This is a genomic window from Pseudomonas sp. NPDC089554, assembly GCF_050280645.1.
In the GTDB taxonomy this organism is placed as follows: domain Bacteria; phylum Pseudomonadota; class Gammaproteobacteria; order Pseudomonadales; family Pseudomonadaceae; genus Aquipseudomonas.
The window spans coordinates 1-26,091 of the sequence record NZ_JBNNVR010000078.1 but is presented as its reverse complement, the minus strand read 5'-3'; the positions used below and the strand labels follow the sequence as shown (position 1 = coordinate 26,091).

Annotated in this window: 23 protein-coding genes and 2 tRNA genes; 2 read left to right on the top strand and 23 right to left on the bottom strand. The window is 61.6% G+C overall.

Annotated features, from left to right (window positions below; translation table 11 throughout):
• Positions 1-899: DUF748 domain-containing protein (locus ACQKPE_RS20185; protein WP_427668380.1), on the top strand; the 899-nt coding region annotated here is incomplete at its 5' end.
• A 237-nt stretch (positions 900-1,136) separates the two neighbouring features.
• Here the strand turns inward: ACQKPE_RS20185 and ACQKPE_RS20180 are convergent.
• From ACQKPE_RS20180 to rlmE, 16 genes are all read right to left on the bottom strand, one after another.
• A complete protein-coding gene (locus tag ACQKPE_RS20180) occupies positions 1,137-1,487 on the bottom strand; it encodes a BON domain-containing protein (RefSeq protein ID WP_427668379.1) in 351 nt (116 codons plus the stop codon).
• Between the two features lie 264 nt (positions 1,488-1,751).
• Complete coding sequence (gene pnp / locus ACQKPE_RS20175) at positions 1,752-3,857, bottom strand: polyribonucleotide nucleotidyltransferase (RefSeq protein ID WP_427668378.1); 2,106 nt, start codon at positions 3,855-3,857, stop codon at positions 1,752-1,754.
• A gap of 250 nt (positions 3,858-4,107) precedes the next feature.
• A complete protein-coding gene (rpsO, locus tag ACQKPE_RS20170; protein WP_427668377.1) occupies positions 4,108-4,377 on the bottom strand; it encodes a 30S ribosomal protein S15 in 270 nt (89 codons plus the stop codon).
• A gap of 148 nt (positions 4,378-4,525) precedes the next feature.
• Positions 4,526-5,443, bottom strand: a complete 918-nt coding sequence (gene truB, locus ACQKPE_RS20165) for a tRNA pseudouridine(55) synthase TruB (protein WP_427668376.1) — start codon at positions 5,441-5,443, stop codon at positions 4,526-4,528.
• Positions 5,444-5,446: 3 nt separating this feature from the next.
• Positions 5,447-5,845 carry a 30S ribosome-binding factor RbfA gene (gene rbfA, locus ACQKPE_RS20160; protein ID WP_427668375.1) on the bottom strand — a complete coding sequence of 133 codons (399 nt, stop codon included), beginning with the start codon at positions 5,843-5,845 and terminating at the stop codon, positions 5,447-5,449.
• Positions 5,846-5,960: 115 nt separating this feature from the next.
• Entirely contained in the window at positions 5,961-8,504 is a 2,544-nt protein-coding gene (gene infB / locus ACQKPE_RS20155; RefSeq protein ID WP_427668374.1) for a translation initiation factor IF-2, read from the bottom strand.
• A 27-nt stretch (positions 8,505-8,531) separates the two neighbouring features.
• Complete coding sequence (gene nusA / locus ACQKPE_RS20150) at positions 8,532-10,013, bottom strand: transcription termination factor NusA (RefSeq protein ID WP_427668373.1); 1,482 nt, start codon at positions 10,011-10,013, stop codon at positions 8,532-8,534.
• A gap of 59 nt (positions 10,014-10,072) precedes the next feature.
• Positions 10,073-10,531 carry a ribosome maturation factor RimP gene (rimP, locus tag ACQKPE_RS20145; protein ID WP_427668381.1) on the bottom strand — a complete coding sequence of 153 codons (459 nt, stop codon included), beginning with the start codon at positions 10,529-10,531 and terminating at the stop codon, positions 10,073-10,075.
• Between the two features lie 130 nt (positions 10,532-10,661).
• Positions 10,662-10,738, bottom strand: a tRNA-Met gene (locus ACQKPE_RS20140).
• 99 nt (positions 10,739-10,837) lie between these two features.
• Positions 10,838-10,923, bottom strand: a tRNA-Leu gene (locus ACQKPE_RS20135).
• A gap of 21 nt (positions 10,924-10,944) precedes the next feature.
• Positions 10,945-11,337 (bottom strand): preprotein translocase subunit SecG, encoded by a 393-nt coding sequence (gene secG / locus ACQKPE_RS20130; protein ID WP_375098693.1) that lies wholly within the window; start codon positions 11,335-11,337, stop codon positions 10,945-10,947.
• Between the two features lie 4 nt (positions 11,338-11,341).
• The gene (tpiA, locus tag ACQKPE_RS20125; protein ID WP_427668372.1) at positions 11,342-12,097 is read right to left on the bottom strand and encodes a triose-phosphate isomerase; all 756 of its coding nucleotides are present in this window, start codon (positions 12,095-12,097) and stop codon (positions 11,342-11,344) included.
• A gap of 66 nt (positions 12,098-12,163) precedes the next feature.
• Entirely contained in the window at positions 12,164-13,504 is a 1,341-nt protein-coding gene (gene glmM / locus ACQKPE_RS20120) for a phosphoglucosamine mutase (RefSeq protein ID WP_427668371.1), read from the bottom strand.
• Between the two features lie 17 nt (positions 13,505-13,521).
• Positions 13,522-14,373: a dihydropteroate synthase gene (gene folP, locus ACQKPE_RS20115; protein ID WP_427668370.1), complete on the bottom strand. Its 852-nt coding sequence runs from the start codon at positions 14,371-14,373 to the stop codon at positions 13,522-13,524.
• 8 nt (positions 14,374-14,381) lie between these two features.
• Positions 14,382-16,289: an ATP-dependent zinc metalloprotease FtsH gene (gene ftsH, locus ACQKPE_RS20110; RefSeq protein ID WP_427668369.1), complete on the bottom strand. Its 1,908-nt coding sequence runs from the start codon at positions 16,287-16,289 to the stop codon at positions 14,382-14,384.
• 203 nt (positions 16,290-16,492) lie between these two features.
• Positions 16,493-17,119: a 23S rRNA (uridine(2552)-2'-O)-methyltransferase RlmE gene (gene rlmE / locus ACQKPE_RS20105; protein ID WP_427668368.1), complete on the bottom strand. Its 627-nt coding sequence runs from the start codon at positions 17,117-17,119 to the stop codon at positions 16,493-16,495.
• 101 nt (positions 17,120-17,220) lie between these two features.
• Between rlmE and ACQKPE_RS20100 the strand changes: the two genes are divergently transcribed.
• A complete protein-coding gene (locus ACQKPE_RS20100) occupies positions 17,221-17,529 on the top strand; it encodes a YhbY family RNA-binding protein (RefSeq protein ID WP_085677204.1) in 309 nt (102 codons plus the stop codon).
• 12 nt (positions 17,530-17,541) lie between these two features.
• Here ACQKPE_RS20100 and ACQKPE_RS20095 read toward each other — a convergent pair whose 3' ends face one another.
• From ACQKPE_RS20095 to ACQKPE_RS20065, 7 genes are all read right to left on the bottom strand, one after another.
• Positions 17,542-17,991 (bottom strand): MFS transporter, encoded by a 450-nt coding sequence (locus ACQKPE_RS20095; protein WP_427668367.1) that lies wholly within the window; start codon positions 17,989-17,991, stop codon positions 17,542-17,544.
• A complete protein-coding gene (gene greA, locus ACQKPE_RS20090) occupies positions 17,969-18,451 on the bottom strand; it encodes a transcription elongation factor GreA (protein ID WP_217841715.1) in 483 nt (160 codons plus the stop codon). Before greA ends, ACQKPE_RS20095 begins: the two co-directional genes overlap by 23 nt.
• A complete protein-coding gene (gene carB, locus ACQKPE_RS20085) occupies positions 18,448-21,669 on the bottom strand; it encodes a carbamoyl-phosphate synthase large subunit (RefSeq protein ID WP_427668366.1) in 3,222 nt (1,073 codons plus the stop codon). Before carB ends, greA begins: the two co-directional genes overlap by 4 nt.
• A 106-nt stretch (positions 21,670-21,775) precedes the next feature.
• Positions 21,776-22,912, bottom strand: coding sequence for a glutamine-hydrolyzing carbamoyl-phosphate synthase small subunit (gene carA, locus ACQKPE_RS20080; protein WP_427668365.1), 1,137 nt, complete (start codon positions 22,910-22,912; stop codon positions 21,776-21,778).
• Positions 22,913-23,176: 264 nt separating this feature from the next.
• A complete protein-coding gene (dapB, locus tag ACQKPE_RS20075) occupies positions 23,177-23,983 on the bottom strand; it encodes a 4-hydroxy-tetrahydrodipicolinate reductase (RefSeq protein ID WP_375098683.1) in 807 nt (268 codons plus the stop codon).
• Between the two features lie 13 nt (positions 23,984-23,996).
• Positions 23,997-25,121, bottom strand: a complete 1,125-nt coding sequence (gene dnaJ / locus ACQKPE_RS20070) for a molecular chaperone DnaJ (RefSeq protein WP_427668364.1) — start codon at positions 25,119-25,121, stop codon at positions 23,997-23,999.
• Between the two features lie 201 nt (positions 25,122-25,322).
• Positions 25,323-26,091: Hsp70 family protein (locus ACQKPE_RS20065; protein ID WP_427668363.1), on the bottom strand; the 769-nt coding region annotated here is incomplete at its 5' end.

Below are 26,091 nucleotides of genomic sequence, written 5' to 3'. Positions count from 1 at the left end.
GCATTCGCAAGGGGCGCCTGAACCTCGACCTGCACTACGTGATCACCAAAGGCCAGCTCAAGGCCGAGAACAAGCTGGTGGTCGAGCAGTTGCAACTGGGTGAGAAGGTCGACAGCCCCGATGCAGTCGACCTGCCGATTCGCCTCGCGGTGGCCCTGCTCAAGGACACCGAGGGCAAGATCTCCATCGAGCTGCCGGTGTCCGGCGACCTCAACAACCCGCAGTTCAGTGTGATGCCGATCGTCTGGCAGACCCTGCGCAACCTGGTGTTGCGCGCCGCCCAGGCGCCGTTCAAGTTCATTGGCGGGCTGATTGCCGGCGGGGGCTCGCAAGACCTTGGCACCGTAGCCTTCGCCCCCGGCGCCAGCGACCTCACCCCCGACGCACAGGGTGCCCTGGACAAACTGGCCGCAGCGCTCAAGCAGCGCCCCGAGCTGCGCCTGGAAATCGAAGGCACCAGCGCCCAGAGCAGCGATGGTCCGCTGATCGCCGAGCAGCGCCTGGAGCGTGAGTACCAGGCCACCTGGTACAAGATCCTGCAACGCCGAGGCGACAAGGTGCCCGCCAACGCCTCGCTGCTGGTGGTCGACGACAGCGACAAGCCGGCCATGCTCGAGGGTATCTACCGCAACCGTCTCAAGCAGCAGCCACCGGCCGAATGGCAACAGCTCGGCAAGGACGAACGCACCGCCAAGCTGCGCGAGGCGGTGATCAAGTCGTGGGCGGAAAGCGCCGCGTTGCTGCGCACCCTGGGCCAGCAGCGCGCTGGCAACATCAAGGACTACCTGGTGGACAAAGGCCAGCTCAAGGATGACCGGGTGTACTTCATCGACACCACCCTGGGCCAAGCTGAGAGCGATGGCCGGGTGATCACGCCGATGCACCTGGATGCCGAGTAGCAACCTACGGCGGTGAATGGCACGGGCTGCGCCCGTTTCGCGGGCGAGCCCGCTCCTACAGAGGAAGGTGTGATCCCTGTAGGAGCGGGCTTGTCGGGGCGCCGAACCGCCGCGAATAGGCCAGTTTTGGCACAACCGAGCTGTCGGTTCTCCTGCCAGACACAATGAAAAAGCCCCGGCAAAGGCCGGGGCTTTTCGGTAAAGGTGGCCAGATCCTTCTGGCCGACGGGACATTCCTTATTCGGCTTTCAGGCCATCAGCCGATACGGCTTGTACGCCTTTGATTTTCTTGGTGATGGCAACGGCCATTTCTTTCTGCGATTCGGTCACGGCCACATCGGAGGACAGGGAAACCACGCCTTTGTTGGTTTCTACCTTGATGTCACTGCCAGGAATACCTTTCTCGGTCATCAGGTCTGCCTTCACCTTGGTGGTGATCCAGGTGTCGGAAGTCGCTTCCTTGGCTTTAGTCACCTCACCGGCCGCCAGCATCATTGGGGCCTGGGTGGGCTGGGCTGCGAAAGCAGCATTGGCCATGGTCAGGGTCAGGGCGGTAGCAGTAGCGGCAGCAATGGCGAACTTTTTCATACGAGTCACTCCTGTTTTTCGAAAGGTCTGCGCCGGTGTTCCTGGCGTCAGGTACTTAGGTAATTGCACGCCCTGTGCCAATTTTAAAAACTCTATAATTACCTTTAAAATCAATGACTTGTAAAAACGCGCGATTGCTCCCGATCGTGCAAATTGCAAGCCTGTGAAAAAACCTGCATGCAAGATGCAAGTACGACAGGCTTTTTAATCGCGCATAAAAAAAGGACCCGGTGAGGGGTCCTTTTTTCTACAGCCTGGAAACGCTTAGACGCCCGATGCCTTGGCAGCCGCAACGTCCTTGATCGACAGCTTGATACGGCCGCGGTTGTCCACGTCCAGTACCAGCACTTCGACTTCCTGGCCTTCTTTCAGCACGTCGGTGACTTTCTCGACGCGAGCATCGCTCAGCATGGAGATGTGCACCAGACCATCCTTGCCCGGCAGGATGTTGACGAAGGCGCCGAAGTCGACGATACGCTCGACCTTACCGACGTAGATCTTGCCGATCTCGGCCTCGGCAGTGATGCCCAGGATGCGCTGCTTGGCAGCCTCGGCGGCTTCCTTGGTTTCGCCGAAGATCTTGATCGAGCCATCGTCTTCGATGTCGATCGAGGCCTTGGTTTCTTCGCAGATGCCGCGGATGGTGGCGCCGCCTTTGCCGATGACGTCACGGATCTTGTCGGTGTCGATCTTCATCGCCAGCATGGTCGGGGCGTTGGCCGACAGCTCGCTGCGCGACTGGGCGATCACCTGGTTCATCTGGCCGAGGATGTTCAGGCGCGCTTCCAGGGCTTGGCCCAGGGCGATTTCCATGATCTCTTCGGTGATGCCGTTGATCTTGATGTCCATCTGCAGGGCGGTAACGCCCTTGGCGGTACCGGCCACCTTGAAGTCCATGTCGCCCAGGTGGTCTTCGTCACCCAGGATGTCGGTCAGGACCGCGAACTTGTCGCCTTCCTTGACCAGGCCCATGGCGATACCGGCAACCGGTGCCTTCATCGGTACACCCGCGTCCATCAGTGCCAGGGAGGCACCGCAGACCGAAGCCATGGAGCTGGAGCCGTTGGATTCGGTGATTTCCGAAACCACGCGGATGGTGTACGGGAAGTCTTCGGCGGACGGCAGCATGGCCTGGACCGAACGACGGGCCAGACGGCCGTGACCGATTTCACGACGGCCAGCACCACCCATGCGGCCACACTCGCCAACCGAGAACGGTGGGAAGTTGTAGTGCAGCATGAAGGGGTCTTTCTTCTCGCCTTCCAGGGTATCCAGCAGCTGTGCGTCACGGGCAGTACCCAGGGTCGCGACCACCAGGGCCTGGGTTTCGCCACGGGTGAACAGGGCCGAACCGTGGGTTTTCGGCAGCACATCCACTTCGATGTTCAGCGGGCGTACGGTCTTGGTGTCGCGACCGTCGATACGTGGCTTGCCGTTGACGATGTTCTCGCGAACGGTGCGGTATTCGATTTCGCCGAAGATTTCTTTGACTTCACCGGCCGATGGCTGGCCTTCTTCGCCGGAGAACTTGGCGATAGCCTGGTCGCGCAGCTCGCCCAGGCGCGCATAGCGGTCAGCCTTGACGGTGATGGTGTAGCCCTGGGAAACGGCTTCGCCGAATTCAGCGCGGATGGCGTTGAACAGTTCGGTGTTGCCAGCAGCAGGTTTCCAGTCCCAGGTCGGCTTGCCAGCTTCGGCAGCCAGTTCCTTGACCGCTTGGATCACGGCCTGGAATTCGTCGTGGGCGAACAGGACGGCGCCCAGCATCTGGTCTTCGGTCAGCTCTTGGGCTTCCGACTCAACCATCAGTACGGCATCGGAAGTACCGGCGACGACCATGTCCAGGCTGGAGGCCTGCAGTTGCTCGTAGGTCGGGTTCAGCAGGTAGCCGGTGCTTTCATGGAAGGCAACGCGGGCGGCGCCGATCGGGCCTTCGAACGGAATGCCGGAGATCGCCAGGGCAGCCGAAGTACCGATCATCGCGGCGATGTCCGGGTCGGTCTTCTTGCTGGTGGAAACCACGGTGCAGACGACCTGCACTTCGTTCATGAAGCCTTCTGGGAACAGCGGGCGGATCGGACGGTCGATCAGGCGCGAGGTCAGGGTCTCTTTCTCGGAAGGACGGCCTTCACGCTTGAAGAAGCCACCCGGGATCTTGCCGGCGGCGTAGGTCTTTTCCTGGTAGTGCACGGACAGCGGGAAGAAGCCCTTGCTCGGGTCGGCATGCTTGGCACCGACCACGGTCACCAGCACGGTGACATCGTTGTCGACGGTGACCAGCACAGCGCCGGTGGCCTGACGGGCGATGCGGCCCGTTTCGAGGGTGACGGTCGATTGACCGAACTGGAACGTCTTGATTACCGGGTTCACGGTTTCCTACCTTTTTCAGTGGCTCTGTGGGGAACGGGTTCTTGCGAATTCTTGGGCAGAACAGGGAATCGGCCCCATTGACCGTCCAGATACAACACGAGGCTGGGAGCCTGGGCGCCGTGCGGAAAAACCGCTCGACGGCACCAGGCTGCCAACCTCGAAGATACACGTGGCGAGCCCCATGGCAACGCTGCCAGGCAGCGCTCCCACAGCATGCGACACGCCACGCACACCACTGGCCAGGCCGCTATTAGCGACGCAGGCCCAGACGACCGATCAGGGTGCTGTAACGAGTGGTGTCTTTGCCCTTCAGGTAGTCCAGCAGCTTACGACGCTGGTTGACCATACGGATCAGACCACGACGGGAGTGGTGGTCTTTTTCGTTGGACTTGAAGTGACCTTGCAGCTTGTTGATGTTGAAGGTCAGCAGGGCAACCTGGACTTCCGGGCTACCGGTATCGCCTTCGGCTTGCTGATAGTCTGCAACGATCTGAGCTTTTTCTTCGACGCTGAGGGCCATTTGGCTTCTCCTGATAACGGACGCCGCAAGCGGGGTCCAATAGGCCAGGGACTGCTCCCTGTGATTAATGTAAAAGGTGTGACCGCGCCTATTGACAGCCACCCTTGTATCCACGCGTGTCGGCCGAAGCCTTCACCCATGGTTTCGGTCATTCCGACCGAATCAGCCGACGTGGCGCCACGCGCCCGTCTTCACTCACCTCACCGATACCGATGAAGCGGTCGTTGTGATCGTAGACCCGGACCATGCCGAACTGCGGCGCATCCGGTGCACGTACTGCCTGCCCATGCAGCCAGTAGAACGCGCTGTGCTCGGACAAACGTGCCAGCGGCCAGTCCTGCAACCCGCTGTCGGACGGCATCAGGAAGCGATCAAGCGCTTCGTTGCCACCTTCGGCGTGGGCCGCCTCGAGTGCCTCGAGGGTTACGGTCTGGGCCAGCATGAAGGGCCCGGCCTGGGTCCGACGCAGTTCGGCAACATAGGCACCACAGCCCAGCGCCTCGCCGATGTCCTCGACCAAAGTGCGGATATAGGTACCTTTGCTGCAACCGACCGACAACCGCGCACGGGTGCCTTCGCTTTCGAGCAACTCCAAGCGGCCAATAGTAACAGAACGCGCCTCGCGCTCCACTACCTCTCCTGCACGTGCCAGCTTGTAAAGCGGCTGGCCATCACGCTTCAAGGCCGAGTACATCGGCGGTACCTGGCTGATCGGGCCACGGAAGCGCGGCAGCACCGCTTCGATGTCGGCGCGACCAACGGTCACCTCGCGGGTCTGCAGGACCTCACCTTCAGCGTCTGCAGTGCTGGTAGTCTGCCCCAGTTGCATGACCGTCTCGTAACCCTTGTCGGAGTCGAGCAGGTACTGGGAGAACTTGGTCGCCTCACCGAAGCACAGCGGCAACACGCCAGTGGCCAGCGGGTCGAGGCTGCCGGTGTGCCCGGCCTTCTCGGCATTGAGCAGCCAGCGGACTTTCTGCAAGGCGGCGTTGGAGGTGAACCCCAGCGGCTTGTCGAGCAGGATGATGCCGCTGACGTTGCGGCGGATACGTTTGACCTGGGCCACCGCTTACTCCTTGGTGTCCGGCTCGTCGGCATCCTGGTGCAGGCGGTCTTCGGCCACTGCACGCTCGATCAGCGCCGAGAGGTGGACGCCTCGGCTGACGCTTTCATCGAAGTGGAAATGCAGTTGCGGCACGCTGCGCAGCTGCATGGCACGGCCCAGGTGCAGGCGCAGGAAGCTGGCGGCGCTGTTCAGGGCCTTGAGCGACTGCTGCACGCCGTCGGCGCCCTCTTCACCCATGACGGTGATGAAGACCTTGGCGTGGCCCAGGTCGCGGCTGACGTCGACGGCGGTGATGGTCACCAGGCCGACGCGCGGGTCTTTGACTTCACGGCGGATCAGATCGGCCAGCTCGCGCTGCATCTGGTCACCGATACGTTGGGTACGGCTGTATTCTTTTGCCATTTTTGCTACCTGTATCTAAAGCGGCAAACGCCCGACCAGACTGATGCCTGGCCGGGCGCTGCCTTCTGAGGCGCTGCCGACCACTCTAGAGTGGGGCTCGCGCCATGCTCGCCCCTTACAGGGTACGAGCGACCTGGACCTTCTCGAAGACTTCGATCTTGTCGCCGACCTTGACGTCGTTGTAGCTCTTGACGCCGATACCGCACTCCATGCCGTTACGCACTTCGGCAGCGTCGTCCTTGAAGCGACGCAGCGATTCCAGCTCGCCTTCGAAGATCACCACGTCCTCGCGCAGTACGCGGATCGGACGGTTGCGGTACACGGTACCCTCGATGACCATACAGCCAGCGATGGCGCCGAACTTCGGCGAACGGAACACGTCACGCACTTCGGCGACACCCAGGATGTTCTCGCGAACATCGCTGCCGAGCATGCCGGTCAGGGCCTTCTTGACGTCTTCGATGATGTCGTAGATCACGTTGTAGTAACGCATATCCAGACCTTCCTGCTCGACGATCTTGCGCGCGCCAGCATCGGCACGCACGTTGAAGCCGAACAGTACTGCATTCGAAGCCAGTGCCAGGTTGGCGTCGCTCTCGGTGATACCACCGACACCGCCACCGATCACGCGGACCTGCACCTCGTCGTTGCCCAGGCTGCCGAGCGAGCCCTGCAGCGCCTCGAGGGAACCGCGCACGTCGGTCTTGAGGACGATGTTGAGGGTCTTCTTCTCTTCCTGACCCATGGTCTCGAAGATGTTTTCCAGCTTGCCGGCGTGGGCGCGGGCCAGCTTGACTTCGCGGAACTTGCCTTGACGGAACAGTGCCACTTCACGGGCCTTCTTCTCGTCGGCAACTACCGACATTTCGTCACCGGCGTCTGGCGTGCCGTCCAGGCCGAGGATCTCGACCGGGATCGACGGGCCAGCTTCCTTCACAGGCTTGCCGTTCTCGTCGAGCATGGCGCGCACGCGGCCATAGTTGGAGCCGACCAGGACCATGTCGCCCTGGCGCAGGGTACCGTCCTGAACCAGGATGGTAGCCACCGGGCCACGGCCCTTGTCCAGGCGCGATTCGACCACGACACCACGACCAGGAGCGGTCGGGGTAGCGGTGAGTTCGAGGATCTCCGCTTGCAGCAGGACCGCTTCGAGCAGCTCGTCGACACCGGTACCCATCTTCGCCGAGACCTTGACGAACGGCGTGTCACCACCCCAGTCCTCGGAAGTCACGCCTTCGACAGACAGCTCGTTGCGGATGCGATCGAGGTCGGCACCCGGCTTGTCGATCTTGTTCACCGCGACCACCAGCGGAACGCCAGCGGCTTTCGCGTGCTGAACGGCTTCGCGGGTCTGCGGCATCACGCCGTCGTCCGCCGCCACCACCAGGATGACGATGTCGGTAGCCTTGGCACCACGGGCACGCATCTGGGTGAACGCGGCGTGGCCCGGGGTATCCAGGAAGGTGACCATGCCACGGTCGGTTTCGACGTGGTAGGCACCGATGTGCTGGGTAATACCACCGGCTTCGCCTGCGGCAACCTTGGCGCGACGGATGTAGTCGAGCAGCGAGGTCTTGCCGTGGTCGACGTGACCCATGACGGTTACGACCGGCGCGCGGGACTCGATATCGCCTTCGAACTTCAGCGATTCGGCCAGGGAGTCTTCCAGGGCAGTGTCGCTGACCAGGGTGACCTTGTGGCCCAGCTCTTCGGCTACCAGCTGAGCGGTTTCCTGGTCGAGCACCTGGTTGATGGTGACCGGAGTGCCCAGCTTGAACATGAACTTGACGACTTCAGCGCCCTTGACCGACATCTGCTGTGCCAGGTCCGAAACGGTGATGGTCTCGCCGATGGTGACATCGCGAATGACCGGACCGGTCGGGCTCTGGAAGCCATGCTGGTTGCGCTTCTTCATCTTGCTCTTGCCACCGCGGCCACGGCGGAAGCCATCGCTTTCTTCATCGGTGGTGCGAGGGGCGGCACGAGGGGTCGGCGCCTTCTCTTTTTCCTTGACCTTGACCTTGATCGAAACGCGCGGCGCTTCGCCACGGCCAGCACCGCCACGACGATCGTCTTCGCGGGTGCGGCTTTCGTTGCGACGGGTCTCGTCTTTCTTGCGCTCGGCAGCACGGGCAGCGGCGTCTTCGGACACCGGTGCATCGGCCACTACCGGTGCAGGCGCCGGAGCAGCTGCAGCAGGTGCAGGCTCGGACTTGGCAACCGGGGCAGCAGGCGCCTCAGGCGCTGGGCGAGGAGCGGCAGCCGGCTCAGCGCGCTGGCGTGCTTCGGCTTCGACTTTCTCGCGCGCTGCGTTCTCGGCAGCACGGCGCTCTTCCTGCTCGCGCTTCTGCTCGGCCTGGATTTCTTCCGGGCTGCGCTGCACGAACACTTTCTTCTTGCGTACTTCTACGCTGATGCTTTTGCTACCGGCGACACGCAGGGTGCTGGTGGTCTTGCGCTGCAAGGTGATCTTGCGCGGCTCTTCCACTTTGCTCTTGTGGCTGCTCTTCAGATGGGTCAGCAAAACCTGCTTCTCATTGTCGGTCACTACCTGACCGGCGTCGGTGTGCGGCAGACCTGCCTCACGCATCTGCTGCAGCAGGCGCTCTACCGGTGCAGCGACCTCTTGGGCCAATTCTTTCACCGTGACTTGCGTCATGCACTTCTCTCCTCAGGCCGCGCCTAATTACTCGAACCAGTGGGCTCGGGCGGCCATGATCAACTTGCCGGCACGCTCTTCGTCGATACCGTCGATGTCGAGCAGGTCGTCGATCGACTGCTCGGCCAGGTCTTCGCGGTTAACTACGCCGCGCACCGCCAGTTCCGCTGCCAGGTCCTTGTCCATGCCCTCGAGGGAGAGCAGGTCTTCGGCCGGGTGGGCGTCTGCCAGTTTTTCTTCGGTAGCGATGGCCTTGGTCAACAAACGGTCCTTGGCACGAGCACGCAGCTCATTGACGATTTCCTCGTCAAAGCCATCGATGTTGAGCATTTCTTCCAACGGTACGTAGGCAATTTCCTCGAGGCTGGTAAAGCCTTCGTCGACCAGCACCTGTGCCAGCTCTTCGTCGACTTCCAGTTCATCGATGAAATTACGCAGGATGTCGCCTGTCTCAGCTTGTTGCTTGGCCTGGATGTCCTTCTCGGTCATCACGTTCAGGGTCCAGCCAGTCAGCTGACTGGCCAGGCGAACGTTCTGACCGCCACGGCCGATAGCCTGGGCCAGGTTGTCCTCGGCCACGGCGATGTCCATCGCATGGGCATCTTCATCGACGATGATCGCCGCGACCTCGGCCGGCGACATGGCGTTGATGACGAACTGCGCAGGGTTCTCGTCCCACAGGACGATATCCACACGCTCACCACCCAGCTCGCCGGAAACGGCCTGCACGCGCGAACCGCGCATGCCGATGCAGGCGCCTTGCGGGTCGATGCGCTTGTCCTTGGAGCGGACGGCGATCTTGGCGCGCGAACCCGGGTCACGGGACGCTGCCATCACCTCGATCAGGCCCTCGGCGATTTCCGGCACTTCGATGCGGAACAGTTCGATCAGCATCTGCGGTGCGGTACGCGACAGGATCAGCTGCGGGCCACGGTTCTCGGTGCGAATTTCCTTGAGCAGTGCACGCAGGCGCACACCGACACGGAAGGTCTCGCGTGGAATGATGTCTTCGCGGGCCAGCAGGGCCTCGGCGTTGTTGCCCAGGTCGACGATGACGTTGTCGCGGGTGACCTTCTTCACGGTGCCGGAGATGATCTCGCCCACGCGCTCGCGGTAGGCGTCGACCACCTGGGCGCGCTCGGCTTCGCGAACCTTCTGCACGATCACCTGCTTGGCGGTCTGCGCAGCGATGCGGCCGAACTCGATGGACTCGATCTTTTCCTCGATCACGTCACCGACGACAGCTTGCGGGTGCGTGTCCTTGATCTTGTCCAGCCAGGTTTCGATCGCCGGGTCGTCCAGGTCGTTCTCGTCGACCACGGTCCAACGACGGAAGGTCTCGTAGCTACCGGTGTGGCGGTTGATTTCCACACGCAGGTCGACTTCGTCCTCAAAACGTTTCTTGGTCGCAGTGGCCAGAGCCACTTCCAGCGCTTCGAAAATAACGCCGGGCGGTACACCCTTTTCGTTGGATACCGATTCAACAACCAGCAGTACTTCTTTGCTCATCGTACGCCTCGCCTTGCGCAAGCCATTGGGCCAGGAATGTCCGCCGGGCCCGGCACGTCTCAGTCAAAACTGGGAATAATATTGGCCTTGTCGATCGAGTCGATCGGCAACAGGAACTCGTGTTCGTCCACCTGGACCACCACATCCTGCTCCTCCACACCGCGGAGAAGGCCCTGGAAGTTACGACGACCCTCGAAGGGTGTACGCAGCTTGATCTTCACTTGTTCGCCGGCATGCGAGGCAAACTGTTCCAAAGTGAACAGCGGGCGATCCATGCCAGGAGAGGACACCTCGAGGGTATATTCCGAGCTGATCGGATCTTCTACGTCGAGAATGGCACTGGCCTGTCGGCTGACCGCTTCGCAGTCGTCCACCAGAATGCCGCCTTCCTTGTCGATGTAGATACGCAAGACCGAATGCTTGCCCTGGGAGACGTATTCGACCCCCCAGCATTGATAGCCCAGACCCTCGACAACCGGGGCCAACAAGGCCTGCAACTGTTCTAGCTTGCTCGACACCTGAACCCCCTCGTGCATGCTGTGCAAATAAAAAATGGGCGAAGCGCCCATCCCTGAAAGCGCCGTTGAACAACGACGCGAAGAACTGTTCAGCTAGCAAAAAGCCCCTGAAAAGGGGCTCCGCTGAAGCTGGTTGCGGGGGCTGGATTTGAACCAACGACCTTCGGGTTATGAGCCCGACGAGCTACCAAGCTGCTCCACCCCGCGACAAAGCTGGGGCGAAAGTATAAGACCGAACCCGCTAAAGGGTCAATCCGACCTCCACCTACAAGAAAGCCCGCTCAAAGCGGGCTCTCATGCTTCAATTGGTACCGAGAAGGGGACTCGAACCCCTACACCCTATGGGCACAACCACCTCAAGGTTGCGTGTCTACCAATTCCACCACCTCGGCAATATTACTTCTTGAAACCCGTTACTTCTGCTCTGGTGCCGCGGGAGGTACATCACCTGGTTGGGTGGTTTCACTCTTTTGGCCTTCGAGCACCGGTACATCATCACTTACTGCCGGCTTCTGCTCTTTGACTTCCAATACTGCTGGATCTGGCAGACCTGCTTGGCCAAGCTGTTGAGCTTGTTCCTTAGCAAAGTATCCTAACCCAAGAGCAGTTAAGAAGAAAGTGGCAGCGAGTATAGCAGTAACTTTACTCAAAAAGGTAGCGGAACCTTGGCTTCCGAACACAGTATTTGAAGCCCCTGCGCCGAAAGATGCACCTGCTTCCGCACCCTTACCCTGTTGCAGCAGCACCATTACGACCAGCGCCAACGCAGCCAACAGATGAAAAACAACTACGACTGTTTCCAGCATTTGATCAGTTTCCTGCGGCGCGACAAATTGCACCGAATTCGTCTGCGTTCAGGGACGCTCCACCAATGAGCCCCCCATCGATATCCGGCATGCCGAACAGTTCGGCCGCATTGGCCGCCTTCACGCTGCCGCCGTAGAGAAGCTGCACTTTACAGGCAACTTCGGCGTCCTGCGCCGCCAGCTGAGCACGGATGGCTGCATGCACATCCTGAGCTTGCTGAGGCGAGGCCGTCAAACCCGTACCAATGGCCCAAACAGGCTCATAGGCAATTACTGCGTTGGCAAAAGCTGCAACACCGAACGCGTCGATGATGCTGCTCAGTTGACGCCCAACAACTTCAAGCGTCTTGCCAGCCTCGCGCTCTTCGAGGGTTTCCCCTACACACAACACGGGCTTCAAACCACTTGCCTGGGCAGCTGCAAACTTACGATTAAGCACTTCATCGCTTTCACCCATAATCTGGCGACGCTCGGAGTGCCCAATCAACACCAACTTGCAACCTGCTTCAGCCAACTGAGCCGGCGATACTTCACCGGTCAGTGCGCCCTGTTCGGGCTGTACTGCAGAATTCTGTGCGCCGACGGTAATACCCTTCCCTTCCAGACCATCAATCACCTGATTGATAAACAGGAACGGCGGAAATACCGCGACTTCAACTTCGCGCGGAAGGGCCAGATTACTCAGGCCCAAGGTCAGCTCAGCGACGCTGGCGCGGGTACCGTGCATCTTCCAGTTACCAGCTACCATGGGGCGACGCATGCTTTACCTCGTCGGTCAAAGTGGGCGCAGATCTTACCCAACCAGAACTGCGCTGGCAAGCGTCTTTCAGGCACAAACTTCGGCGACCAGCTTGGCCAGGGCTTCGGCATGGCCGCGCACCTGGTTTTCGTCATCGCCCTCGACCATAACGCGCACCAGCGGCTCGGTGCCGGACTTGCGCAACAGCACACGGCCACGGCCCGCCATCGCTTCAGTGACCTTGGCACTGGCTTCCTGAACCGCGGGGTTTTCCAGCGGGTCAGTCTTGCCGGCAGCAAAACGCACGTTGATCAGCACCTGAGGGCACTTGCGGATGGCCTGGCGCGCCTGGGCCAGGGTTTCGCCCCGGCGCTTGAGCGCCATCAGCACCTGCAAGGCCGCGATGATCGCATCACCGGTAGTGGTGTGATTGCAGCACACGACGTGCCCGGAGTTCTCACCACCAACCAGCCAATCGCGCTCGAGCAGTTCGGCCATGACATAGCGGTCACCGACCTTCGCGCGGGCGAACGGAATACCCAGCTCCTGCAACGCCAACTCCAGCCCCAGGTTGCTCATCAGGGTGCCGACTACGCCGCCCTGCAGCTTGCCACGCTCCTGCATGTCACGGGCGATGATGAACAACAGTTCGTCACCGTCGACGATCGCGCCAGTGTGATCGACCATCAGCACGCGATCGCCGTCACCATCGAAGGCGATGCCCAGGTCGGCATGCCCGACCAGCACCGCCGCCTGCAACGATTCGATATGGGTCGAACCACAGCCTTCGTTGATGTTCAGGCCGTCAGGCTGCGCGTGCAGCACCGTGACGTCGGCGCCCAACTCGCGGAACACGCTTGGCGCCACCTTGTAGGTCGCACCATGGGCGCAGTCGATGACCAGCTTCAGGCCAGCGAAATCGGTGCTGCTGGGCACACTGCTCTTGCAGAACTCAATGTAACGCCCGGCCGCATCGTTGATGCGCGACACCTTGCCCAGCTTGCTCGACTCGACCACGCTCATCGGCTGGTCGAGCAGCTCTTCGATCATCAGCTCGATTTCGTCGGGCAGCTTGGTGCCGGTGCCGGAGAAGAACTTGATGCCATTGTCGTCATGGGGGTTGTGCGAGGCACTGATGACGATGCCCGCTTCGGCGTGGAAGGTGCGGGTCAGGTAGGCGATGGCCGGGGTCGGCATAGGGCCGAGCAGCATCACGTCGGCGCCGGCCGCGGACAAGCCGGCCTCCAGCGCAGATTCGAACATGTAGCCGGAAATACGGGTGTCCTTGCCGACCAGCACGCGGCAGTTGCCGGCCTTGCGGAAGGCCATGCCCGCTGCCCAGCCGAGCTTGAGCATGAAGTCAGGGGTGATGGGGTATTCGCCGACGCGGCCACGGATACCATCGGTACCAAAGTATTTTCTGCTCATAAGTGCTCCAAAGATTCTTATTCGGCGTTCTGTACCGCAGCGATCATGCGCACCACATCGGCAGTTTCAGCCACATCGTGCACGCGCAGGATGCTCGCGCCCTTGGTCATGGCCAGGGCCGCCAATGCGAGGCTGCCATACAGGCGCTCGCCGACCGGACGATCCAGCGTCTGGCCGATCATGCTCTTGCGCGAGACGCCCACCAACAGGGGCCGCCCCAGGCGGTAGAGTGTTTCCATGTGTTTGAACAAGCTCAGGTTATGCGCCAGGTTCTTGGCAAAACCGAAGCCCGGATCGAGGATGATCCGCTCAGCACCGATACCGACTGCCGCGCAGGCAGCCATGCGTTGCTCCAGATAACGCGTCACCTCGGCAGTCACGTCCTGGTAGCTGGGGCTGTCCTGCATGTTACCCGGCTCACCGCGCATGTGCATCAGGCACACCGGAAGACCCGTGTCGGCAGCGGCATCCAGGGCACCATCGCGCTCCAGCGCGCGCACATCATTGATCAGGCCAGCGCCCAGGCGGGCAGCCTCGCGCATCACGGCAGGCGTGGAGGTATCGACCGAGATGACCACATCGAGCCGCTCGTTGAGCGCCTCGACGATCGGCGCCACCCGCTCGAGCTCCTCGATCGGCGAGACCGTCCGGGCCCCCGGGCGCGTGGACTCGCCACCGACGTCGATCAGCGTGGCGCCCGCCGCGACCATCGCCTCGGCATGACGCAACGCCGCGTCGCGCTGGCTGAAGCGCCCGCCGTCGGAGAAGGAGTCGGGGGTGACGTTCAAGATACCCATGACATGGGTACGGGACAAATCAAGAACCCGGTTGCCGCAAGGTAACCGGGTCGGGTACAGCTGTGAGGTCATAGAAACCCTTAGTGTTGAGCCGCAGGCCCGCCGATCGGCGACTCCGGGCGATCGCCCTGGGAAGCCTGATTGCCGGAGGTGCCGGAGTCGTTGTCCCAGTCACGGGGCTCACGCGGCTCGCGGCCAGCCATGATGTCGTCGATCTGGTCGGCATCGATGGTTTCGTACTTCATCAAGGCTTCGGCCATGGCATCGAGCTTGTCACGGTTGTCGGTGAGGATCTGCTTGGCCGTGGCGTAGCACTGATCGATGATGCTGCGCACCTCGGAGTCGATCAGCTTGGCAGTCTCGCCGGAAACGCTGGAGTGCTGGCTGCCAGCGCTGCGACCGAGGAACACCTCGCCCTCTTCTTCGGCGTACATCAGCGGGCCGAGCTTCTCGGACAGGCCCCACTTGGTGACCATGTTCCGCGCGATCTGGCTGGCACGCATGATGTCGTTCGAAGCGCCGGTGGTGACGCCATCGAAGCCCAGGGTCATTTCTTCAGCGATGCGGCCGCCGTACAGCGAACAGATCTGGCTGATCAGCGCGCGCTTGGACAGGCTGTAGCGGTCTTCCTCGGGCAGGAACATGGTGACACCCAGCGCACGACCGCGCGGAATGATCGACACCTTGTAGACCGGATCGTGCTCGGGCACCACACGACCGACGATAGCGTGACCTGCCTCGTGGTAAGCGGTGTTCTGCTTTTCCTTCTCGGACATGACCATGGTCTTGCGCTCGGCGCCCATCATGATCTTGTCCTTGGCCAGTTCGAACTCCTTCATTTCGACCAGGCGCTTGCTGGAACGCGCAGCGAACAGCGACGCCTCGTTGACCAGGTTGGCCAGGTCGGCGCCGGAGAAGCCAGGGGTACCACGTGCAATGACCGCCGGGTTGACGTTCTCGCCAATCGGCACCTTGCGCATGTGCACCTTGAGGATCTGTTCGCGACCGCGGATATCCGGCAGGCCCACCACCACTTGGCGGTCGAAACGACCAGGACGCAGCAGAGCCGGGTCGAGCACGTCAGGGCGGTTGGTTGCGGCGATGACAATGATGCCATCGTTCATTTCGAAGCCGTCCATCTCGACCAGCAACTGGTTGAGGGTTTGCTCGCGCTCGTCGTGACCGCCGCCCATGCCGGCGCCACGGTGGCGACCGACGGCGTCGATTTCGTCGATGAAGATGATGCAGGGAGCGTGCTTCTTGGCCTGCTCGAACATGTCGCGAACACGGCTGGCACCGACACCGACGAACATTTCGACGAAGTCGGAACCGGAGATGGTGAAGAACGGCACTTTCGCTTCGCCAGCGATGGCCTTGGCCAGCAGGGTCTTACCGGTACCGGGCGGGCCAACCATCAGCACGCCGCGCGGGATACGACCGCCCAGGCGCTGGAACTTGCCCGGATCGCGCAGGAACTCGACCAGCTCGCCGACTTCTTCCTTGGCTTCGTCGCAGCCTGCGACGTCGGCCAGGGTGGTCTTGACCTGATCTTCGGACAGCAGGCGCCCCTTGCACTTGCCGAAGCTCATCGGCCCGCCCTTGCCGCCCGCACCGCCTTGCATCTGGCGCATGAAGAACATGAACACGGCAATGATCACGAGGATCGGGAAGCTCGCGACCAGCAGCTGGGTCCAGATGCTCTGCTGCTCAGGCTGCTTGCCCTCGACAACGACATTGTTGTTGACCAGGTCGCCGATCAGGCCATTGTCGGCAATGGCCGGACGAACGGTCTTGAAGTTGTCGCCATCGGTGCGCTTGCCGGTAATGACGGCGCCGTCGACAGTCACGCGCTCGACCTTACCGTCCTTGACCTGCTGGATGAAGTCGGAATAGTTGAGGGTCTGTGGCTCGTTAGGGCTGGAGAAGTTGTTCATCACCGTCACCAGGACGGCTGCGATGATCAACCACAGGATCAGATTCTTTGCCATGTCGTTCAATTAGCTACCCTCTGAGGCCGGCGCACGACGCAGCCGTGCCTCGCATGATATTCATCGCCCTAACTTACTACATTACCTACGCAACCGCAGGCACCGTCTGTAACCCTTTGTGAAACTTAGACTACACGAAGATCGGACGATCCCGACGCGGCGGCCGATTGGAAATAACTATCGGCCACCCCGCAAATACCCGCTCACTCGCCTTTGAAACCCCTGGCCAGCAGGTACTGTTCACGCGAGCGATCCCGCGAGGACGACGGTTTGCGCATCTGCACCTTGTCGAACTTGCTGCGCACGTCCTTGAGGTACACGTCAAACCCTTCGCCCTGGAAAATCTTGATCAAAAAATCACCACCAGGACGTAGTACACGGGTCGCCAGGTCCAGCGCCAGCTCGCAAAGGAACATGGCGCGCGGCATATCCACCGCAGGGGTACCACTCATATTGGGGGCCATGTCGGAAATCACAAGGTCCACGTGCGAATCGCCGACGGCCTGGAGGATCTGCGCCAGCACTTCGTCCTGGGTAAAGTCACCCTGGATGAAGGTAACGTCGGGGATCGTGTCCATTTCCAGGATGTCCGAGGCGATCAAGCGCCCCTGCCCGCCGATCAGACGACTGGTCACCTGCGACCAGCCGCCCGGGGCCGCGCCCAGGTCGATCACGCTCATGCCAGGGCGGATGAGCTTGTCCTTCTCCTGGATCTCCAGCAGCTTGTAGCTCGCACGCGAGCGGTAGCCATCCTTCTGCGCCTGTTTGACGAAGGGGTCGTTGAAATGCTCTCTCAGCCAGTTATGGCTGCTTTTGGAACGCTGCGCCACGGGGCACCTCGATGATAAGCGTCGTGATTGACTGGGCGGACCACGGGCCCTCGGGTAAAATGGCCGCCAATTTTACAGAATCAGACGAAAAGGGTCAGATTATGCCGCTCAATAACGAGCAGAAGAAGCAATACAAGTCGATTGGTCATGACCTGAAACCGGTCTTGATCGTCGCCGGCAACGGTTTGAACGAAGGCGTGATCGCCGAGCTGGAACGCGCACTGGCCGACCATGAACTGATCAAGGTCGAAATTCGCTCCGAAGACCGCGAAGAACGCGCCGCCGCCATCGCCGAGCTGTGCAAGGTCGGCCGCGCCGAGCTGGTACAGACCATCGGCAAGAAAGCCCTGATCTACCGCAAGAACCCACAGCCGAACAAGCAACTGTCCAACATCCACCGTTACAAGTGACGGTGGCTCCGGTCAGTGGCGCGCCTTGCGTGCCCTGACCGGGACCGGCTGGGCCACCAGCACGATGCCGGAAAAGCCTAGCACCAGGAAACAGAACATCTGCCAGCGCTCACCTACCGAAATGCCATAGCGCAACGTGTAGTAGCTGACACAGGCCGCCAGGCCGAGCAACAGCATCTGGCCACGGAATTGCTGCCACCAGGCCGAAACGCCATCCACCCTCGCCAACACTGCCAGCTGGGTCAACAGCCCAAGCAGCGCCACGCCCATCAACCAGCGGTCGATCTGCGCGGCAATGTCCTGCACCAGCAAAGGCGCGAGCCCGCTGACTTTGAGCGCCGGCACCAAGCCCACATGGAACACCCAAAGGCCCCCGACCCAGAATACCTGGGCCAGCTGCCAGAAGATCCCCTCGAGGGATGGCGCCCGTAGGCGCCGGTCAGATGTGCTTGACTTCGACAATCTCGTACTCGACCGTGCCGCTTGGTGTCTTGACGACAACCGTATCACCTTCTTCCTTGCCGATGATGGCACGGGCAATCGGCGCACCGGCCGAGAGCTTGCCCTTCTTGATGTCGGCCTCGTCCTCGCCGACGATCTGGTAGGTCACCTGATCGCCGGTCTCGGTGTTTTCCAGGTCCACGGTGGTGCCGAAGATCACCTTGCCGGTGTGGGCGATGGTAGTGACGTCGATCACCACCGAGTTCTGCAGGCGGCCTTCGATATCACGGATACGCGCCTCGACCATGCCCTGCTCTTCGCGGGCGGCATGGTATTCGGCGTTTTCCTTGAGGTCACCCAGCTCACGGGCTTCACCGATCGCCTGGCTCAGGCGCGGGCGCTCGGTCTTGCTCAGGAACAGGTGCTCCTCTTCCAGGGCGCGAGCGCCCTGGACGGTCATCGGGTACTTGGTAATGCTCATGCTTTCAGTCCTGCATGCAGATCCTGCAAGCGGCGAACGGTCTTCTCGGGACCGAATTTCAACGCTTCGCAGATGGCTTCACCGGCCGCAATGGTGGTTGTGCAGTAGATCTTGTGCTGCAGCGCATTGCGACGAATCGAGTAGGAGTCGGCAATCGACTGGCGGCCTTCGGTGGTGTTGATGATCAACGACACCTCGTCGTTCTTGATCATGTCGACCACGTGCGGACGACCTTCGGTCACCTTGTTCACGCGACGCACTTTCAGGCCAGCCGCTTCGATGACCTTGGCGGTACCGGCGGTGGCGACCACTTCGAAGCCCAGGGCGATCAGATCGCGGGCCACGCCAGCCACTTGTGGCTTGTCGTCGTCGCGCACGCTGATGAATGCGGTACCGCCAGTCGGCAGCACTTCGCTGGCGCCCATCTGGGCCTTGGCGAAGGCTTCACCGAAGCTGTCGCCCACGCCCATCACTTCACCGGTGGATTTCATCTCAGGGCCGAGGATCGGGTCAACCCCTGGGAACTTGGCGAACGGGAAGACGGCTTCCTTGACGCTGTAGAAGTTCGGGATGATTTCCTGGGTGAAACCCAGTTCCTTGAGCGATTTGCCGGCCATGACACGGGCCGCGATCATCGCCAGGGAAGTGCCGATGCACTTGGAGACGAACGGCACGGTACGGGAGGCGCGCGGGTTGACCTCGATCACGTAGATCTTGTCGCCCTGCAGGGCCAGCTGCACGTTCATCAGGCCGACAACGCCCAGCTCCAGGGCCATTTTCTTGACCTGTACGCGGACTTCATCCTGCACTTCCTTGCTCAGCGAGTAAGGTGGCAGCGAGCACGCCGAGTCGCCGGAGTGAACACCGGCTTGCTCGATATGCTGCATGATCGCGCCGATCACCACGTCGGTGCCGTCGCTGACCGCATCCACGTCCATCTCGATGGCGCAGTTGAGGAAGTGGTCGAGCAGCACAGGGCTGTCGTTGGACACCTGCACCGCTTCACGCAGGTAGCGCTTGAGTTCGTCCAGCTCGTAGACGATTTCCATGGCGCGACCACCCAGTACGTACGACGGGCGCACGACCAGTGGGTAGCCAATGCCGCCAGCGGCGTTGATCGCCTCTTCTTCGCTGCGCACGGTCGCGTTTGGCGGCTGCAGCAGGTTCAGACGCTGGACCATCTGCTGGAAGCGCTCGCGGTCTTCGGCGCGGTCGATGGCGTCAGGGCTGGTGCCGATGATCGGTACACCGGCTTCTTCCAGGGCGCGCGCCAGTTTCAGCGGGGTCTGGCCGCCGTAGTGGACGATGACGCCCTTAGGCTTCTCGACGCGGCAGACTTCCAGCACGTCTTCCAGGGTCAGTGGTTCGAAGTACAGGCGGTCAGAGGTGTCGTAGTCGGTGGAGACGGTTTCCGGGTTGCAGTTGACCATGATGGTCTCGTACCCGTCTTCACGCAGCGCAAGGGCCGCGTGCACGCAGCAGTAGTCGAACTCGATACCTTGGCCGATACGGTTCGGGCCGCCACCCAGGATCATGATCTTGTCGCGGGTCGACGGGTTGGCCTCGCACTCTTCCTCGTAGGTGGAGTACAGGTAGGCGGTGTCGGTGGCGAACTCGGCGGCGCAGGTGTCGACGCGCTTGTAGACCGGGAACACTTCCAGCTTGTGGCGGTGGCGACGCAGGTTCTTGTCGGTGATGCCGAGCAGCTTGGCCAGGCGCTGGTCCGAGAAGCCTTTGCGCTTGAGGCGCAGCATGTAGTCCTTGTCGATCGCCGACAGGGCCAGGGTCTTGACCTTCTCTTCTTCCTTGATCAGGTCTTCCATCTGCACCAGGAACCACAGGTCGATGCCGGTGAGTTCGAAGATTTCCTCGATGGTCATGCCGGCACGCATGGCGTCGGCCACGTACCAGATACGCTCGGCGCCCGGTACGGTCAGCTCGCGCTTGAGGGTGCTCATGGCATCGGCGCTGGCCAGGTCGACTTTAGGGTCGAGGCCGCAGGCGCCAACTTCCAGGCCGCGCAGGGCTTTCTGCAGGGATTCCTGGAAGGTACGGCCGATGGCCATGACTTCACCCACGGATTTCATCTGGGTGGTCAGGCGGGCGTCGGCTTTCGGGAATTTCTCGAAGGCGAAGCGCGGCAGCTTGGTGACGACGTAGTCGATCGACGGCTCGAAGGACGCCGGGGTGCGACCGCCGGTGATGTCGTTCTGCAGCTCATCCAGGGTGTAGCCGACAGCCAGCTTGGCGGCGATCTTCGCGATCGGGAAGCCGGTGGCTTTCGAAGCCAGGGCAGACGAACGCGAAACGCGCGGGTTCATCTCGATCACGACCATGCGGCCAGTGTTCGGGCAGATACCGAACTGCACGTTGGAGCCGCCGGTTTCCACACCGATTTCACGCAGCACCGCCAGCGAGGCGTTGCGCATGATCTGGTATTCCTTGTCGGTCAGGGTCTGTGCCGGTGCAACGGTGATCGAGTCACCGGTGTGCACGCCCATCGGGTCGAAGTTCTCGATGGAGCACACGATGATGCAGTTGTCCTTCTTGTCGCGGACCACCTCCATCTCGTATTCCTTCCAGCCGATCAGCGATTCGTCGATCAGCAGTTCCTTGGTCGGCGACAGGTCCAGGCCACGGGCGCAGATTTCTTCGAACTCTTCACGGTTGTAAGCGATGCCACCACCGGTGCCGCCCATGGTGAAGGACGGACGGATGATGCACGGGAAGCCGAGCTTCTCGAGCACCGCGTTGGCCTCTTCCATGCTGTGGGCGATACCCGAGCGCGGGCATTCCAGGCCGATGTCCTTCATGGCCTTGTCGAAGCGCGAACGGTCTTCGGCCTTGTCGATGGTGTCGGCGTTGGCGCCGATCATTTCCACGCCGAACTTCTCCAGCACGCCGTGGCGCTCGAGGTCCAGGGCGCAGTTCAGTGCGGTCTGGCCGCCCATGGTCGGCAGCAGCGCGTCAGGGCGCTCTTTCTCGATGATCTTGGCCACCGATTGCCACTTGATCGGCTCGATGTAGGTGGCGTCGGCCATGGCCGGGTCGGTCATGATGGTGGCCGGGTTGGAGTTCACCAGGATGACGCGGAAACCTTCCTCGCGCAGGGCTTTGCAGGCCTGGGCGCCGGAGTAGTCGAATTCGCAGGCCTGGCCGATCACGATCGGGCCAGCGCCGAGAATCAGGATGCTTTTGATGTCTGTACGTTTTGGCATGGTTGTCACTCAAATCCGCGGGTCAGTCGGCAAGCCGTCTTGAACAATCTGGGTCAGGCACTTCCGGACGCGGCGCAGGCCGGTCCGGGGCCGTGATGCAAAATGCTCAGCGGCGCTTGGCCATGGCATCGATGAAACGATCGAACAGTGGCGCGACGTCGGTCGGGCCTGGGCTCGCTTCAGGGTGGCCCTGGAAGCTGAACGCGCTCTTGTCGGTGCGCTCGATACCCTGCAGGGTGCCGTCGAACAGCGACTTGTGGATGGCGCGGACATTGCCCGGCAGCGTAGCTTCGTCTACCGCGAAACCGTGGTTCTGGCTAGTGATCATGACCACGCCGGTGTCCAGGTCCTGGACCGGGTGGTTGGCACCGTGGTGGCCGTGGCCCATTTTCACGGTCTTGGCGCCGGAAGCCAGGGCCAGCAGCTGGTGGCCGAGGCAGATGCCGAACACCGGGATCTCGGTCTCGAGCACTTCCTTGATCGCCTGGATCGCGTAGTCGCAAGGCTCCGGATCGCCAGGGCCGTTGGACAGGAACACGCCATCAGGGTTGAGCGCCAGCACTTCGCTGGCTGGGGTCTGGGCTGGAACCACGGTGACGCGGCAGCCGCGGGCGACCAGCATGCGCAGGATGTTCAGCTTGACGCCGTAGTCGAAGGCCACGACGTGGTAAGGCAGGTCGGCAGCGTCGATAGTCGGGTGGCTGTCGGTTTTCAGCTCCCACACGCTGGAGCGCCACTCGTAGCGCTCCTTGGTGCTGACTTCCTTGGCCAGGTCCATGCCCTTCAGGCCCGGGAAAGCGCGGGCAGCGGCGATGGCGGCTTCTTCGCTGATGTCGTCGCCGGCCAGGATGCAGCCGTTCTGAGCGCCTTTCTCACGCAGGATGCGGGTCAGGCGACGGGTGTCGATACCGGCGATGGCCACGACATTGTTGGCCTTGAGGTATTCAGGCAGCGATTGGGTGTTGCGCCAGTTGCTGGCCAGCAGCGGCAGGTCACGAATCACCAGGCCCGCGGACCATACGCGGTTGGACTCGGCGTCTTCGGCGGTGGTGCCGGTGTTGCCGATGTGCGGGTAGGTCAGGGTAACGATTTGCTGGGCGTAGGAAGGGTCTGTGAGGATTTCCTGGTAGCCGGTCATTGCTGTGTTGAACACGACCTCACCAACGGTTTGACCGTCGGCTCCAATGGCTTCACCGCGAAAAATGCTGCCATCGGCAAGGGCGAGTATGGCTGGCTTAGTCAAGAGACCTCCCGTAATTCAAGCCTGAAAGGGCGATCGCAGGTTGCAAAAAAGCGGAGTGCCGTTTGGAAAACGTCACCCCGCTTTTATGTGCTGAATTCAATTCACTGCGCGCTTTTAGTGGATACACTAAAGCTGTAGTTTACAGAAAAGTGTGGTTTTGGTCTACCGCATATGTGTCTCTAAAACACAGCTTTGCGACAACCCAGGATCAGCGGTGCGCCCTTCGCGGGTAAACCCGCGAAGAAACCAACACCGATCAAACGATCAACGCAGCTCCAGCACGTCCTGCATGTCATACAGCCCAGGCTCGCGGCCATCCAGCCACAGCGCAGCACGCACCGCGCCCTTGGCGAAGGTCATGCGGCTCGAAGCCTTGTGGGTGATCTCCACGCGCTCGCCGTCAGCGGCGAACAGCACGGTGTGATCACCGACCACATCACCCGCACGCACAGTGGCAAAACCGATGGTCTGGCGATCACGCGCGCCGGTCTGGCCTTCGCGACCATAAACAGCCACTTCCTGCAAATCGCGACCCAGCGCCTTGGCCACCACCTCACCCATGCGCAGCGCCGTGCCCGACGGGGCATCGACCTTGTGCCGGTGATGCGCCTCGATGATCTCGATGTCCACATCGTCACCCAACACGCGGGCGGCGGTATCCAACAGCTTCAGGCACAGGTTGACGCCAACGCTGAAGTTGGCGGCGAAGACGATCGGAATCTCCTTGCCCGCCTCCTCCAGCAACAGCTTCTCTTCCGGCGTGAACCCCGTGGTGCCGATGACCATGGCCTTGCCCGCCTTGCGGCAGAACGCCAGGTTCTTCAGGGTCACCGAAGGGTGGGTGAAGTCGATCAGCACGTCGAACTCGTCGGCGACCTTGTTCAGGTCATCGCGAATCGGCACACCAATGCGCCCCAACGCCGCCAGCTCACCGGCGTCAGCACCGACCAGCGAGCTGTCGGGGCGGTCGATCGCTGCCGTCAGGCCTGCCTGAGGGGCTTGTTGCTGCACGGCCTCGATGAGGGTCTTGCCCATCCGCCCTGCCGCACCCATTACCGCAATACGTCGCATAGCCTGTTCCTTGTCAGAGGTCGCCGAAGAAGCGCTTCATGCCGTCGAACCAGCCAGTGGCCTTGGGCGAGTGGGATTTGTCGCCTTCGAGCGAATCACGCAGTTCCTCGAGCAGCTCGCGCTGGCGACGGCTGAGGTTGACCGGGGTTTCCACCGCTACACGGCACAGCAGATCGCCGGCCCCGCCACCACGCACTGGCGCCACGCCCTTACCACGCAGACGGAACTGCTTGCCGGTCTGGGTGCCTTCGGGAATCTTCAGCTTGACCCGACCGTCGAGGGTCGGCACTTCCAACTCGCCACCCAGGGCTGCGTCGGTGTAGCTGATCGGCACTTCGCAATAGAGGTGCTTGCCATCACGCTGGAAGATCTCGTGCTCACGCACGCTGATCACCACATACAGGTCGCCGGTCGGGCCACCATGGGCACCGGCCTCGCCTTCGCCGGAAAGACGAATGCGGTCGCCAGTGTCGACACCCGCCGGCACCTTGACCGACAGGGTCTTGTATTCCTCGACACGGCCTTCGCCGTGGCAGGAGGTGCAAGGGTCGGTGATGATCTTGCCCTGGCCATGGCAGCGCGGGCAGGTTTGCTGCACGGCGAAGAAGCCCTGCTGCATGCGCACCTGGCCAATGCCGCCGCAGGTTGGGCACGTCGACGGGGTCGAGCCCTTCTTCGCACCGCTGCCGTCGCATGGCTTGCAGTTGACCAGCGTCGGCACGCGGATGTTGGCGGTCGTGCCACGCACGGCTTCTTCGAGGTTCAGCTCAAGCGTATAGCGCAGGTCGCTGCCACGCTGGGCACCACCGCGTGCACCGCCACGGCCACCGCCGAAGAAATCGCTGAATACATCACCGAAGATGTCGGAGAAGTTGGCGCCGCCGAAGCCGGCACCACCGCCACCCATGCTTGGGTCGACGCCGGCGTGGCCATACTGGTCGTAAGCGGCGCGCTTACTGGCATCGGAAAGCACTTCATAGGCCTCGTTGGCCTCCTTGAATTGCTCTTCCGACTCTTTGTCACCCGGGTTACGGTCCGGGTGGTACTTCATCGCCAGGCGGCGATAAGCCTTCTTGAGGTCGCCTTCGCTGGCGCCGCGTTCGACACCCAGGACCTCATAAAAATCACGCTTTGCCATAGGTCATTTGCACTCTTGGGGGCTTTCGGCATCTGTTCGCCGTGCCTTAAGCACCTGCCGCCACACACGCAATGCGCCCTGACAGATGCTGGAAATAATTCTCGTGTTCCAGACACGCCAACGCGGGAGCAAGCCCCCGCGCGGCGACATCCTACCAGTTCAGCGCCGATTGACGCTGAACCGGGCGACAACAGGCAGAAATTACTGCTTATTGTTGTCTTTCACTTCTTCGAACTCGGCGTCGACCACGTCGTCGTGCTTGGCTTCAGGCTCGGCTTGCTGCTGGGCGCCGCCCTGCGGCTGCTGGGCCTGCTGCTCGGCATACATCTTCTGGGCAACCGGCGCGGAAACCTTGGACAGCTCCTCGACCTTGGCATCGATGGCAGCCTTGTCGTCGCCTTTCAGGGCGCCTTCCAGGGCAACTACAGCGGCTTCGATTGCTGCTTTCTCTTCGGCAGTGGCCTTGTCGCCAGCGTCGACGACCATCTTGCGGGTCGAGTGCACCAGCGCGTCGCCCTGGTTGCGGGCAGCGGCCAGCTCTTCGAACTTGCGGTCTTCCTCGGCATTGGCCTCGGCGTCACGCACCATACGCTCGACTTCTTCATCGGACAGGCCGGAGTTGGCCTTGATCACGATCGACTGAGCCTTGCCGGTGGCCTTGTCTTTCGCACCAACGTGCAGAATGCCGTTGGCGTCGATGTCGAAGGTCACTTCGATTTGCGGCATGCCACGCGGTGCTGGCGGAATGTCAGCCAGGTCGAACTTGCCCAGCGACTTGTTCTGCGAAGCTTGCTTGCGCTCACCTTGCAGCACGTGGATGGTCACGGCGCTCTGGTTGTCGTCGGCAGTGGAGAACACCTGCGACTTCTTGGTCGGGATGGTACGGCCGGTCGGCGTTACGCAGCGATATCCGGCGCGCTGATCGTGGTGCCCATCGCGCTGTTTCTCTGGATGGTTCCCCCGGCAGGCG